Source organism: Streptomyces sp. NPDC058880 (assembly GCF_042742535.1).
Lineage (GTDB): Bacteria > Actinomycetota > Actinomycetes > Streptomycetales > Streptomycetaceae > Streptomyces.
This window is the reverse complement of the sequence record NZ_JBHYMC010000005.1, coordinates 62472-76638: the sequence shown is the minus strand read 5'-3', so window position 1 is coordinate 76638 and position 14167 is coordinate 62472. Positions and strand designations below refer to the sequence as shown.

The 14167-nt window shown below is 72.3% G+C and carries 8 protein-coding genes; 4 read left to right on the top strand and 4 right to left on the bottom strand.

The features are described from left to right. Positions 1 to 79 precede the first annotated feature (79 nt). On the top strand, positions 80 to 3637 hold the full coding sequence (cydD, locus tag ACFW2G_RS04930; RefSeq protein WP_384580987.1) for a thiol reductant ABC exporter subunit CydD: 3558 nt from the start codon (positions 80 to 82) through the stop codon (positions 3635 to 3637). A gap of 24 nt (positions 3638 to 3661) precedes the next feature. After that, complete coding sequence (locus ACFW2G_RS04925) at positions 3662 to 5413, top strand: GAF domain-containing protein (RefSeq protein WP_384580985.1); 1752 nt, start codon at positions 3662 to 3664, stop codon at positions 5411 to 5413. 9 nt (positions 5414 to 5422) lie between these two features. On the opposite strand, the gene ACFW2G_RS04920 is transcribed toward ACFW2G_RS04925, so the two are convergent. Further along, the gene (locus tag ACFW2G_RS04920) at positions 5423 to 6310 is read right to left on the bottom strand and encodes a Cof-type HAD-IIB family hydrolase (RefSeq protein ID WP_384445834.1); all 888 of its coding nucleotides are present in this window, start codon (positions 6308 to 6310) and stop codon (positions 5423 to 5425) included. Between the two features lie 117 nt (positions 6311 to 6427). Between ACFW2G_RS04920 and ACFW2G_RS04915 the strand changes: the two genes are divergently transcribed. After that, positions 6428 to 7333 (top strand): LLM class flavin-dependent oxidoreductase, encoded by a 906-nt coding sequence (locus ACFW2G_RS04915; protein ID WP_384445832.1) that lies wholly within the window; start codon positions 6428 to 6430, stop codon positions 7331 to 7333. A gap of 60 nt (positions 7334 to 7393) precedes the next feature. Here ACFW2G_RS04915 and ACFW2G_RS04910 read toward each other — a convergent pair whose 3' ends face one another. The 3 genes from ACFW2G_RS04910 to ACFW2G_RS04900 all read right to left on the bottom strand — a co-directional run bounded on the left by ACFW2G_RS04910 (position 7394) and on the right by ACFW2G_RS04900 (position 13068). Then, complete coding sequence (locus ACFW2G_RS04910) at positions 7394 to 10483, bottom strand: tetratricopeptide repeat protein (protein WP_384580983.1); 3090 nt, start codon at positions 10481 to 10483, stop codon at positions 7394 to 7396. Then, the gene (locus ACFW2G_RS04905; RefSeq protein WP_384580981.1) at positions 10480 to 12384 is read right to left on the bottom strand and encodes an HSP90 family protein; all 1905 of its coding nucleotides are present in this window, start codon (positions 12382 to 12384) and stop codon (positions 10480 to 10482) included. Before ACFW2G_RS04905 ends, ACFW2G_RS04910 begins: the two co-directional genes overlap by 4 nt. A gap of 144 nt (positions 12385 to 12528) precedes the next feature. Beyond that, a complete protein-coding gene (locus ACFW2G_RS04900) occupies positions 12529 to 13068 on the bottom strand; it encodes an RNA 2'-phosphotransferase (protein ID WP_384445826.1) in 540 nt (179 codons plus the stop codon). Positions 13069 to 13210: 142 nt separating this feature from the next. Here ACFW2G_RS04900 and ACFW2G_RS04895 point away from each other — a divergent pair, with 142 nt between their 5' ends. After that, positions 13211 to 14041 (top strand): aquaporin, encoded by an 831-nt coding sequence (locus ACFW2G_RS04895; RefSeq protein WP_384580978.1) that lies wholly within the window; start codon positions 13211 to 13213, stop codon positions 14039 to 14041. Positions 14042 to 14167: the final 126 nt, after the last annotated feature.

The following is a 14167-nucleotide window of genomic DNA, read 5'->3' as shown; positions in this document are numbered from 1 at the left end:
GCAGGCCGGTGGACGCGTCCGCGTCCTCGCGCCACCTGACCCGCCGGCCCGACCGGCCCTCCCCCGGAGGATGTTTCACGTGAAACCGATCGACCCGCGCCTGCTCCGGTACGCCCGTTCCACCCGCCTCTTCCTGGGGGCGGTGGTGGCCCTGGGGCTGGCCGGGGCGGGGCTGGTCGTCGGTCAGGCGATGCTCATCGCCGAGATCGTGGTCGGAGCCTTCGAACGGGGCCTCGACGGCGCGGCACTCAGGGTGCCGCTCCTGCTCCTCGCGGCGGTGGCGCTGGGTCGCGCTCTGATCGCATGGCTCACGGAGCTGGCCGCGCACCGTGCCAGTGCGGCGGTCAAGTCGGAGCTGAGGCGCCGGCTGCTGGACCGGGCCGCGGAGCTCGGGCCCGGGCGCCCGGGCGGGCAGCGCACCGGATCGCTGGTGTCGCTGGCCACCCGGGGCGTGGACGCGCTCGACGACTACTTCTCCCGCTATCTGCCCCAGTTGGGGCTCGCGGTCGTGGTGCCGGTCGCGGTGCTCGCCCGCATCATCACCGCGGACTGGGTGTCGGCGGCCATCATCGTGGTCACGCTCCCCCTCATCCCGGTGTTCATGGTCCTCATCGGCATGGCCACCCAGACCCGGATGGACCGCCAGTGGCGGCTCCTGTCGCGGCTGTCGGGTCACTTCCTCGACGTGGTGGCCGGCCTTCCGACCCTGAAGGTCTTCGGCCGCGCCAAGGCTCAGGCCGAGTCGATCCGCAAGATCACCGACGACTACCGGCGGGCGACGATGCGGACGTTGCGCATTGCCTTCCTGTCGTCCTTCGCACTGGAACTGCTGGCGACCTTGTCGGTCGCGCTGGTGGCCGTGACGATCGGCATGCGACTGGTCCACGGCGAACTCGACCTCTATACCGGCCTGGTCATCCTGATCCTGGCGCCCGAGGCCTACCTGCCGCTGCGACAGGTAGGAGCCCAGTACCACGCGGCCGCAGAGGGGCTGGCGGCCGCCGAGGAGATCTTCGAGGTCCTGGAGACCCCCGCCACCGGCCGGGTCGGTACGGCGGAGCTGCCGGACGGCGCTCCCCTGCGGATCGAGATCGACGGGCTCGCCGTTCGCTACGAGGGTCGTGACGAGGACTCGCCGCGGCCCGTTTCGCTGGCCGTCGGACCGGGCGAGTGCGTGGCCCTCACCGGCCCGAGCGGGGCCGGCAAGTCCACGCTGCTCCAGGTGCTGCTGGGGTTCGTGCAGCCGACCGCCGGACGGGTGCGGATCGCGGGGGTGGACCTGGCTGAGCTGTCGCCTGAGCACTGGCGGCAGCGGATCGCCTGGGTGCCCCAACGTCCGCACCTCTTCGCCGGGACCGTCGCCGAGAACGTACGGCTGGCCCGCTCCGGGGCCCGTGACAGCGAGGTGACCGCCGCCCTGAAGGACGCCGGGGCCTGGGAGTTCGTCTCCGCCCTGCCGCGCGGTGCCGAGACCCTGCTGGGTGAGGGCGGCGCGGGTCTGTCCGCCGGGCAGCGGCAGCGGCTGGCGCTGGCTCGGGCTTTCCTGGCGGACCGGCCGGTGCTGCTGCTGGATGAGCCGACGGCGGCGCTGGACGGCGAGACCGAGGCCGGCATCGTGGACGCGGTCCGGCGGCTCTCCGAGGGGCGGACGGTACTGCTGGTCGTGCACCGGCCGGCCCTGCTCGCCGTAGCGGACCGGGTGGTCCGCATGACGTCCGGTTCCCTCCCCGACGGATCGAGCCCGCTCCCCCGCACCGCACGGCCCGCGGTGGCCGGCGAGGAGCCGGCCTCCGGTGGGCTTGGCCCCGACGCCGGGGAGTGGATCCTCGGGGCCGCTCCCGAGCGAGTGCGGCCCGGCGGGACCTCGTCCGATGCGGGGGAAGCCGATCCGCTGCGCCGGGTGCGGGCGGTGGCTCGGGCATGGCAGGGCCGGTTCAGACTGGGGCTGCTGCTCGGGGCGCTGGCCGTCGGCTGCAGCGTCGGCCTGATGGCCGTGTCGGGCTGGCTGATCTCAAGGGCCTCCGAACAGCCCCCCGTCCTCTACCTGATGGTGGCCGTCACCGCGACCCGCGCCTTCGGAATGGGCCGTGCTGTCTTCCGGTACGCCGAACGGCTCGTCTCGCACGACGCCGTCCTGCGGATGCTCGCCGACCTCAGGGTGTCGGTGTACCGCCGGCTGGAGCGCATCGCGCCCGCCGGGCTGCGCGAACACCGGCGCGGGGACCTGCTGGCCCGGCTGGTCGCTGACGCCGACGCGCTGCAGGACTACTGGTTGCGCTGGCTGCTGCCGGTCGGCACCGCCGTACTCGTCGGAACCGGCTCCGTCGCGTTCACCACCTGGCTGCTGCCCGAGGCGGGAGCCGTGCTCGCCGTCGGCCTCCTCGCTGCGGGAGTCGGGGTGCCGTTGGTCAGCGGTGCGTGCGCCCGTCGTGCTGAGCGCAGGCTCGCGCCGGCACGCGGCGAGCTCGCCACCCGGGTGGCCGATCTACTGACCGGCACCGCGGAACTCACCGTGGCCGGGGCGCTGGCGGACCGAAAGGGCCGGGTGCGGGAGAGCGACGGCGTGCTGACGCGCATCGCCGCGCGGGGCGCTGCCGCGGGCGGGCTGGGCGGCGGCCTGTCCGCCCTGGTCTGCGGGCTCACGGTGGTGGCCGCCGCGGCCGTCGCCGCGACCGCGGTCCACGACGGACGGCTGTCCGGGGTGGCCATGGCCGTCGCGGTGCTGACGCCCCTCGCCGCCTTCGAGGCGGTGACCGGACTCCCCCTCGCCGTCCAGTACCGCCAGCGGGTGCGCCGGAGCGCCGAACGGGTCTACGAGGTCATCGACACTCCCGTGCCCGTCGCTGAGCCGGCGCAGCCTGCCGCGGCTCCCGCCTCGCCCTTCCCGGTCAGGCTCGCCGGGCTCTCCGCCCGCCACCCGGGGCAGGAGCGCGACGCGCTGCGGGGGTTGGACCTCACCCTGGAAGCAGGCCGCCGCATCGCGGTCGTCGGCCCCTCGGGCTCCGGCAAGACCACACTGGCCCAGGTCATGCTCCGCTTCCTGGACCCGGCCGAGGGCTCCTACAGCCTGGGCGGCGCCGACGCGCGCACCCTCGACGGCGACGATGTACGGGCGCTCGTCGGCCTCTGTGCCCAGGACGCGCACCTCTTCGACAGCTCGATCCGGGAGAACCTTCGGCTGGCCCGCACCGCGGCGAGTGAGGAGCAACTGCGGGAGGCACTGGCCGCGGCCCGGCTGCTGGAGTGGGCGGAGGGACTGCCGGACGGGCTGGACACGCTGGTCGGCGAGCACGGTGAGCGGATCTCCGGCGGCCAGCGCCAACGCCTGGCCTTGGCCCGGGCGCTGCTTGCGGACTTTCCCGTACTGGTGCTCGACGAGCCGGCCGAGCACCTGGACCTGGCCACGGCGGACGCCTTGACCGCGGACCTGCTGGCGGCGACGGAGGGCCGCACCACCGTGCTGATCACGCACCGGCTGGCCGGCCTGGAGACGGTCGACGAGGTGCTCGTGCTGGACGGCGGCGAGGTGGTGCAGCGCGGCGGGTACGCGGAGCTGGCCGCGGTCGAGGGGCCGCTGCGCCGGATGCTGGAGAGGGAGCGGGCCATGGACGGGACTTTGGCCAACTTTCCCCTCTAATGGGGACTAACTACTCTCAAGGGCATGTCAGCGCAGCCGTCGCAGGAGCCGCCGGATCCCCTGCCGGATTCCTCACGGGGGACACCGGACCCCCTGGCCGCCGCCACCGAGGCCACCAGAAGCCTGCACGGACTGTCCACCGAGCTCACGGTGCGGGTACCGCAGCTACTGGAGGCCATGCGGTCGGTCGGTACCGGCCTGGAGCTGCACTCCACGCTCGACCGCATCTGTGAGACCGCGGCCGAGCTCGCGGACGCACGGTATGCGGCGATCGGCGTCGTCGATACGGAGGGCCGCGGGCTCTCGGACTTCGTCACCCACGGGATCAGCGCGGAGGTGTCCCGGAAGATCGGACACCGTCCGGACGGGAAGCGGGGCCTGCTCGGAGCGTTGATCTCGCACTCCGACACCGTACGGCTCGCCGACCTGACGCAGGACCCGCGCTCGGCCGGCTTCCCGGCGCACCATCCGCCCATGAAGACCTTCCTCGGCGTCCCGATCCGGGTGCAGGGGAAGATCTTCGGCAACCTGTACCTCGCCGAGAAGAACGGCGGCGTCGAGTTCAACGACTACGACGTGGACATGGTCCGGGTGCTGGCCACCGAAGCGGGTATCGCCATCGGCAATGCCCGGCTGTACGAGGCTGCCACCCAGCGCGAGCGCTGGATCGACGGCTCGGTCGCCGTCACCACGGCCCTCCTCTCCGGCGGGGACGCCGACGACGCGCTCTCGGTGGTGGCCGAACAGGCCCGCCGGCTGGCGGACTCCGACGCCGGGATCGTCCTGCTGCCGGCCGAGGACGGCGGGATGGAGATCGTCGCCGTATCGGCGGAGAACCCGGCCACCTCGCTCGGCGTCGTGCTCCCGGGCGAGAGCCCCGTGGTCGACCATCTGCTGCGCGGCGAGCCGGTCTTCACGGACGACGCCTCGGCGGATCCTCGTATGATCAGCCGGCTCACCCGCCAGTACGGCCCCTGCATGATGCTGCCCCTGCACAGCGGCGGGCGGGTGCTGGGCGCGCTGGTCACGCCCCGAGCCCGAGGCAAGCGGCCCTTCAGCGAGGCCGAGCGGACCCTGGCCACTCAGTTCGCCTCGCAGGCGGCGCTCGCGCTGATGATGGCCGAGGCACAACGCGACCGGGAGCGGCTCGCGGTTTTCGAGGACCGTGACCGGATTGCCCGCGACCTGCACGATCTGGTCATCCAGCGGCTGTTCGCCACCGGGATGATGCTGGAGGGCGCCCAGCGCCGGTCGATCGTCCCCGAAGTTCGCAGCGGAGTGGGCAAGGCCGTGGACGAGCTGGACGTGACGATCCAGGAGATCCGTACGGCGATCTTCGCCCTCCAGCAGGGGCCTGTGGAAGCCCCGTCCGGGCTGCGCACCCGCGTCCTGAGGGAGATCAACATGGCGGCCGTTCCACTGGGCTTCAAGCCTGCGCACCGCTTCCTCGGGGCGGTCGACACGGTCGTCGGCGAGCTGGTCGGCAAGAACCTCATCGCCGCGCTGCGGGAGGCGCTGTCCAATGCCTTCCGGCACGCCGACGCCTCCCGCATCGAGGTGGTCCTGGACTGCACCGTCACCTTGCCCGACGGCAGGCCCGGAGTCAGGCTGGAGGTCGCCGATGACGGGGTGGGCATCCCCGCGAGCGGCCGCCGCAGCGGTCTGCGCAACCTGCGGCGCAGGGCGGAGTCGCTCGGCGGTACGAGCTCCTACGGGCCGGGCATTGGGGAGGACGGCGGTGGGACCACCCTGGTGTGGGAGGCCCCGCTCCAGTAGCTGCGTTGCCTAACCCAGGTGTCGCGCGAGGCGCTCGGCCAGGATCCGCTCGATGACGAGGGCGACCCCGTCCTCGTTGTTGGCGACCGTACGGCCGGATGCGGCCGCGATCACATCGGGGTGGGCGTTGCCCATCGCGTAGGAGGTGCCGGCCCAGCTGAGCATTTCCACGTCGTTCGGCATGTCCCCAAAGGCGACGACCTCGGAGGGGGAGATGCCCCGCTCGGCGCAGCACAGTGCCAGGGTGCTCGCCTTGGACACGCCGTGGCCGCTGACCTCCAGGAGGGAGGTGGGGCTGGAGCGGGTGATCGACGCGAATGCCCCGGCGGCGGAGCGCGCCAGTGCGAGGAACTCGTCCGGGGTGATCTCGGAGTGGTGTGCCAGCAGCTTGAGGACGGGTGCGGCGCTTTCGTCCGCGTGCTCGTGGAGCAGTTCCTCAGCGGTCGCGAGTCGGGCGCCCGGATCCTTGAAGAAGGGCGGGTATCCCGGCTCGTAGTTGATGCCGGCGGTCAATTCGACCGCGAAGGACGTGCCGGGTGCCGCCTCGCGCAGGGCTTCCACGACGGAGAGCGCGGCCATCCTCGGGAGGGCCCTGACCTGTACGAACTCGCGTCCAGCATGCAGGTCGACCACCGCCGCGCCATTGGCGCAGATCGCGAGACCGTGGCCGTGGACATGGTCGGCGACCACGTCCATCCACCGGGCCGGGCGGCCGGTGACGAAGAAGACCTCGATCCCCGCCGCCTCGGCGGCTGCGAGTGCCGCGACGGTACGAGGCGAGACGGACTGGTCATCGCGCAGCAGGGTGCCGTCGAGGTCGGTGGCGATGAGCCGAGGCATGGGGGTTGGCCCGTCCGGGCGCTGAGAAGCCGAGGTCACCGCTCCATCTTCGCCCATGGGGCGGGAGGGGCGGACCATGATCGAGCCAGGCTGTGGCCCGGCCGATGTTTCACGTGAAACGTATCGGGGGGCGATGTTTCACGTGAAACCTCGCCACCACCGTAGGCTCGATGCATGAGTCTGCGTCTGAGCACGGTGATCCTTCCGGTACGTCGATGGCATGAGGGGGGCCGGGATCAGTGGCTGCGGGCCGAGCAGCTCGGTTTCCACACCGCCTACACCTACGACCACCTGTCGTGGCGGACCTTCCGCGACGGCCCCTGGTTCGGTGCCGTGCCCACGCTGACCGCAGCAGCCGCCGTCACCGAGCGGATGCGCCTGGGCACGCTCGTCACCTCGCCGAACTTCCGCCATCCGGTGACCCTCGCCAAGGACCTCATCACCTTGGACGATGTGTCGGGCGGCCGGATCACGCTGGGCATCGGCGCCGGTGGCAACGGGTTCGACGCCACGGCCCTGGGGCAGGAGGCATGGTCCCCGCGTGAGCGCGCCGATCGCTTCGCCGAGTTTGTGCCGCTGCTGGACCGGCTGCTGACGGAAGGTTCCGTGACCCATGAGGGCGCCTTCTATTCCGCCGAGGAGGCCCGCAACGTCCCTGGTTGTGTGCAGGGGCCGCGGCTGCCGTTCGCGGTCGCCGCGACCGGTCCGCGCGGTCTGCGGCTCGCCGCCCGGCACGGGCAGGCATGGGTGACCACGGGCGATCCGAAGCTCTTCGAGAACGGCACGCCCGAGCAGTCGCTGGAGGCCCTGCGCGGGCAGATCGAACGGCTCGAAAAGGCCTTCGTGGAGATCGGCCGGGCCCCCGAGCCCATGGAGAAGATCCTGCTGACCGGCTTTACGCCCGAGGCCAACACCGTGCTGGAGTCGGTGGACGCGTTCGTCGACTTCGCGGGCCGACACCGCGAGCTGGGCTTCACGGAGCTGGTGGTGCACGCACCGATCCCCGACTCCCCCTTCGCAGCGGACGAGGCGGTCTTCGAGAAGATCGCCACCGAGGCCCTCCCGCAGCTCGATGGCTGATCCTCCGGTCGTCGCCGTTCCCGGGCGGAGCGGCGACGACCGGAGCCGGACACGGGGCTGTTATGCGTCCCGGCCGTTCAGCTGTGCCAGCAGCCGCTCGGCGGAGGGCAGGAGCCAGTCCGGCACCTGGTCCTCAGGAAGGGCGCGTGCCTCGTTGATCAGCGCGGTGACGCGGGCCTCACCCGCTTCCGCGTCGTCGCGCTCCTGTTCCGTCCAGGCCGCGTTGTTCAAGCACTGGAACTGCTCCCGCAGGTACTCGGGGCCCAGTTCGGCGTAGGTCCGGCCGGCTCGGTCCCACAGCTCGATCTGCTCCAGACGCAGTGCGTCGACCTGTGCCGGGCTCGGCGACGCGGACCCGGGCCCACCCGCGTTCTCGCCGTCGCCGTCGCCGTCGCCGTCGTCGCCGTCGTCGCCGTCCTCGGCTCCGTCGGTCTCCCCGGCGGTGGCGGCGTACCGGTCGAGCACCTGCGCCAGCTGGTGCCAGGTCTGGGCGAGTTCGGACCGCAGGACGCAATCTCCGGGATCGGCGGTGAGCGCCTGCTGCAGTACTGCCGCGGCTTCCCCCATACGGCCCCGGGCGCGGTCCACCGTTGTGGCGGAGATCGCCTCGCGCAGCCCCAGCCAGGCCAGGGAGCGCAGCACCCGCACCTCGGCGACAGGGTCCGCGCCCGTCCTGCGGTGCAGTTCCAGGGCCCGTTCGTAGGCGGCGACCGCCTCCTCGGCCAGTCCTGCGTCGTCCAGGGCGTCGGCGGCCGACTGGGCGAGGCTCGCCTGCGGCCGGGGGTCCTCCCAGTCCTTGGCCACCTCCGCCGCCAGAAGGTACTGCTCGGCCGCCGGGCGGAGCTCGCCCAGCCGGCGCAGCAGGTCGCCCAGGAACTCGCGTGCGAACACGGTCTGCCCGTCGCCGTGTTCCAGCAGGTCCGGCAGGGCCGACTGCAGTACCTCGGCGGCCTCGGCGGTACGTTCGTCGCGTGCGTACGCCCTGGCCAGGAGCAGTCGGGCCTGCGCCCCGCCGTCCGCCCCCAGGCCGGCCCGGTCGAACCAGTGGGCAGCGGTGAGCGCGAGTGCCGCCGCCTCCGCCGCCGCCCGGTCCCCGTCCCGCCGCAGGAGGATGTCCGCGAGGGTCAGCCGTACCACGCCCTGCGCCTCGGCATCGGTCAGCTCGGCGGCATGCTCCAGGCCCGACCGTGCCGCCTGCTCGGCCTCCTCGGTGTGGTCGAGCGACATCAGCACTCCGGCCCGCAGCACCAGCGGGTCCACCGCCTGCCAGGGGCGCCCTGCCTCGATCGCCCGGGCAGCGCTCGCCGCCAGCAGGGGCAGAGCCCGTTCCGGGCCGCCCTGCGCCAGGGCTACCCGGCCCAGCATCTCCTCGGCCTCCGCCACCAGGTCCGGCGCCGTCTCTAGGTGGGCGGCGATGAAGGCGGTCAGGTCGGCGGCGAGCTCAGCGTGACCGTGCTCCTCAACCCCATGGTGGGAGTGGACTTGGCCGTGATCGTGGTCGTGGTGCCCGCCCGGGTCGGCGGACTCCACCGTGCGCAGGTACGACTCCAGACGGAGCGTGGAGAGCTCGGCGAGGGCGATCCGCCGCGCTCGCCGCGGCTCGGCGTGGTCCAGTGCCTCGGCGGATCGCCGGGAGGTCCGCAGCAGTTCGCGGACCTCGTCGGGTGCGGCGCCGGACTGAGCGGCCGCGCCCGCGATCCGCAGCTCCGCGAGGGCGGCCCGTTCCGCCCGGCCGAGCGCCCGGTACTCGTCCCGGATGGCGGCCAGGAGTTCGCCCGCCTCTGGTGCCCCGCCCCGGGCGGCGGCCAGGGCCCGCTGGTCCGCGAGGTCGGCGCGTACCAGCGGATCCGCCCCTGGCTGTGCGTCCAGTCGTAGGGCCACCTCCGCCCACAGCGCGTCCGCGCCCGGATGGCCCAGGTCCCGGGCATCACGGGCCCGCTCCACCAGCTCGGCGAACCCGATGGACGCTGCGACGGCCGTCCCGGGTGCGGCGGGGCCGGGGACGGACATGACGGAGGTGTCGGCGGGCCGGGGCAGTCCTGTGCTGCGCACACCCAGCGGCAGGTCCACCGCCAGCGGTTCCCGGACGACCCGCGCGAGGAACCGTTCCGAAACCCGGGTGGTGCCGTTGCGCGCGTCGAACTGCCCGGCGATGTCGAGGCAGCCCGCGTACAACACCTCGTACAGCCCGGAGACGGTGCGGGGGGTGCCTTCGTAGGAGACCGCCGGGAGGTCTCCGTGCCCCAGTTCCCGCAGGCGGTGCAGCAGGACGAGGATGCCGCCGTGGAAGGACAGCCGGTCGTCGAGGTTGGCGAGGGGCGCCACGTGAGAGGCGTGTTCGGCCAGGATCTCCAGGCCGCGCGAGGTGTTGCCGGTCAGCGCGCAGAACTCGATGTGTTCGCCGACCGACGGCAGGAGGCTGTCGTTGCCGCGGGCCAGGCGGTAGCCGCGCAGGTGGTTGGAGCGTGCCTCGTCGGTCCGGCCGAGCCGAAGTAGCGGGAGGAGCGAGCTGGCGAGGACGCGGTGCGGTTCCTCGGCGCAGATCAGCTCGCCCGTGAGGACCGGCCGCCACAGCTCCAGGGCCTCGGTGTCGTCGCCCTGCAGGATGGCGTAGTGGCCCTGGTCCCCGAGCTCGCAGGCCTGGCAGTCGCTCATGTCGTCCCGCTCCGCCGCCAGCCAGCTCCGGAAGGCGCGCTCCGCACGCTCGTCGTCGCCCGTGGCATGGGCCAGCCACAGTTCGGCGTCGCGTACCGGGCGCTCGCTGTATCCGGCGATCCGGTAGCGGCGGTCCATCTCCTCCAGCCATCCGGTCGCCGACTCCAGGGGTATGTCGGGCGAGTCGGCGATGGCCGTGGCCACCCACTTGAACTGCCAGAACAGCGAGTGGGTTTCCCATTCGCAGAAGGCCGCCGGGTCCTTGTCGTACTCCTGGAGCAGCCGCGCGAAGGGGACAAGGATCTTCGGTGACTCGGAGCTGTAGAGGTAGGCGTTGATCAGGTTGTTCAGGGCCTCGCGGAACAGGGGGCGGTTACCGCAGGCCTCGGCCGCGCCGGCCAGCGCCTCGGCATGCGCGTTGCGCGCCGCGCCGTTGGGCGCCTCGCGGTTCTCCGCCAGTCCTCGCACGATCTCCTCGTGCGTCAGCGTCGTCACTTCGGGTCCTCCTCGCCGTCACGGGCATCGGTGGGGTTCGCGGATGAGTGCGTCGCCCACTCCAGGAGCCCGAGGAAGGCCCGGTTGAGCAGCGCGGAGTCGGCGGGGCGCAGCGGCCGCTGGGACATCAGCAGGGCCTGTCCGTACAGCGATTCGACGGCGGTGCCGGTCAGCGCCTCGTCCTGCAGGCCGGAGATCCGCCGGATCAGCGGGTTGTTGTGGTTGAGGACCAGGCGCGCGCGGGGCGCGGATCCACGCAGCGACCCGAGGATGCCACTCCACAGGGAGTCGGCGCTCTCCAGCGCGGCGGTGCGGTCGCGTTCCTGGCGGGCCTGGCGGTCGTCGAGGTAGAGCGCGGGCACGGTGACGGGCTGGAAGGCGCGCAGCGCCACGTCGCAGTGCTGGGATGCGAGGCGGGTGCGCGCGGTGGCGAGGAAGGGCGCCAAGGCCAGCTCGTCCGCGGTGGGCACCTGGTCGAGCCGTTCGGTGACGGCTCCCGCGTCCAGTTCGGTCACCTTGAGCTCCGGCCGTACGGAGGGCAGCAGGGCGAGCAGGTCCGCGTCGTAGGTGTAGCCGGCGTTGATGACGCCGAGGCCGTGGGCCGCGGCGATCGGCGCGATCTGGCGGAACTCCTCGACGGTGCGTGTGAAGTGGATGTCGGTGTGGGCGGCCGCGAACTCCTGCAGGCTCATCGAACCTGCGCTGGTCTCGAACGGCAGCCAGGGCAGCATCAGTCCCAGCAGCTCGGGGTCGTGCCGGGCCATGGACTTCACACCGAGGTGGTGGACCTGGAGGAACGAGGCCAGGCGCTCGGGGTCGCCGGCCGCGAGCTCGGCGAGCCAGCCGCGGATGCGGGCGCCGAGGGCTTCCCGTACGGCGGAGAGGGTCTCGTCGTCGTAGAGGTTCTCCCGGGAGGCGGTCGGCCGCAGCGTGTCCGTGTCGATGACGGCGCGGACGAAGAACGCCCAGTCCGGCAGCAGGTTGTCGGCCCGATGGGTCAGCAGCATGCCTTTGAGGTGGACGCGGTGTCCGGCCCGGTGGGCGGGGCTGGTCGGGTCCGGCAGGACGTACGCGACCCCGCGCACGCCGGCGACCGGCAGGTCGAGGTCGATGCTGTCGAGGGGTGTGAAATCGAAGAGTTCGGCGCAGTGTCCGGCCAGGGCGACGCGGCGGGCGGCGGGGGTGGGGAACGCGCGCTCCCAGACGGCGGGCCGGTCGGTGACGGGTCGCGGCTCGCCGCCCTGACCGTCGTCGAAGGTGATGTCGTAGGGGAGCAGGGAGCCGTAGTCGCGGGCCAGTTCCTCGACCTTGGCTGGGAGGATCCATTCCGCCGCACCCGGCCGGGCTTCCAGGACGACGGTGGTGCCGGGCTCGGGGCGGGCCGCGTGGGGCAGTTCGCGCACCGTGTAGGAGCCGTCGTCCGCGGCCAGCCATTCCACGGGGGCGGCTCGGGGGTCGCGGGCGGAGCGGGTGACCACGCGGATCTGGCGGGCCACGACGAAGCACGCGAGCAGTCCGATGCCGAACTGGCCGAGGAAGTCTCCTCGGGTGGCTTCCAGGGCCTGCTCGGGGAACCTGTCCTCGCCGCCCCGCTTGGAGCTGCGGCCGATGGTGGCGAGGAACGAATGGGCCTCGGCGGCGGTCAGGCCGATCCCGCTGTCTTCGATGGTCACCCGGCCGCCGGAAGCCGTCAGCCGGATGCGGACCGGTGCCTCCGGGTCGATCGCCTGGCGTGCGGTGACCGCGTCCACCGCGTTCTGCAGGAGCTCGCGGACGTAGACGCGCGGGCTGGAGTAAAGGTGGTGGGAGAGGAGGTCCACCAGACCACGCAGGTCGACCTGGAAGCTGTGGGCGGCGGACACGGGTGTGGATGTGGGGGCCGGCGTGGGTGTGGACGTCATGGGGCGTCACCTCGCGTGCATGTGTGGATGGTTCGGCGATCGCGAGGTCCCCCCCTCACTGATCCCGGAGTGGGAGACACATTAGGGGGATGGTCCGACAATCTCCGCGCGATTTCCGGCGCCGGCGCAGGGCAGCCCACAGGGCTACGGGAGGCGCAGGAACTGCGGAGGCACAGCGTCCACCAGCCACACCCCGTTGGCGCTGACTCGGAAGACGTGCCCGGCCGCACGCATCGCCGCGGCGTCCACGCTGAGGACGACGGGTCGGCCGCGGCGCGCGCCGACCCGGGTCGCCGTCTCCCGGTCGGGGGACAGGTGCACGTGGTGGCGGTCCATCGGGCGCAGGCCTTCGGAGCGGATCGGGTCGAGTGCCGCGGCCACGGTGCCGTGGTAGAGGTACGCGGGCGGTTCGGCCTCCGGAAGGTCCAGGTCCACGGTCACGGTGTGCCCCTGGCTGGCTCGGATGCGGGTGCCGTCGACGGCGAACCGCCGCTTGTCGTTGGTGGCCACGACGTGGTCGAGCTCCGCGCGGCTGAGGTGGAAGCCGTGCGCCGCTGCGCCGCTCAGCAGGTCGTCGATCTCCACCCAGCCGTGCGGGTCCAGCACCAGGCCGATCCGTTCCGGCTGGTGTCGCAGATGTTTCGAGAGGTACTTGGACACCTTCACGGTGCGTCTTTCGTCCATGAACCCCAGCGTGCCCGTCCCCCACGTCCTCCGGCAGGGTTTTTCGGCTGCCGTGGGCCTGCGGACGGCCGACGGGCGTCTATTCTCATTCCGAGATGCGGAATATATTTTCCATTACTACTTCTGCTCCGGGGGAGACCTCATGCCAGTCCACACCTCTCTGCCACGCCGCGCGGCTGCCGAGCTGATCGGGACCGCCGGCCTGCTCATGGTCGTGATCGGCTCCGGGCTCAAGGCCGCGGAGCTCAGCTCCGACGCCGGTGTCGCCCTGATCGCCAACTCGTTCGCGTCGGCCATCGGCCTCGGGCTGATCGTCACCCTTTTCGGGCCGCTGTCCGGCGCCCATCTCAACCCGGTGGTCACCCTCGTCTCCTGGTGGGCCCGCCGCAGCGGCGGTGATGGGCTCGGCGGCCGCGAGGTACTCGTCTATGTCGCGGCCCAGACCGTCGGAGCCATCGGCGGCGCTGTTCTCGCGGAGGCCATGTTCGGACGGGTCCCGGGCACCTTCGCCACCCAGGTGCTCGACGGAGGTCACCTCCTCGTGGGCGAGGTGATCGCCACCGCCGGCCTCGTCCTCGTGATCCAGGGGCTGGGGCACATCGGGCGCCCCAGGCTCCTCCCGGCCGCGGTCGCCGCGTACCTCGCGGCTGCGATCTGGTTCACCTCTTCCGGCTCCTTCGCCAACCCCGCCGGCACCATTGGGCGCAGCTTCAGTGATTCCTTCACCGGCATATCGCCCGGATCGCTGCCCGGCTTCGTCGCCGCCCAGTTGCTCGGCGGGGTCCTCGGCCTGGCCATGGCGGCCTTCCTCTACGGAATCCGGGCGGAGGACGCGGCCGCATCTGGGGACTCCGAAGCCTGCGGGACCGAGCCGACGCCGGGCAGCGGGACGGTCCTGCCGGCCGTGCTGCCCGGGACCGGGCCGGCGGAAGGCGTCGGCCCCGATAGGGCCGAGTACCAGGCGATCGGTTGAGCCGCGGTCGCGGTTGCCCACAGGAAAAGTGGACTTGTCCACAGGTGTTTGGGTGGGTTTTGACGACAAACGCGTGATCCGCCCTGTGGAAGCTGTCGACCTGTGGAAGCAGTGGACAGATCCGTC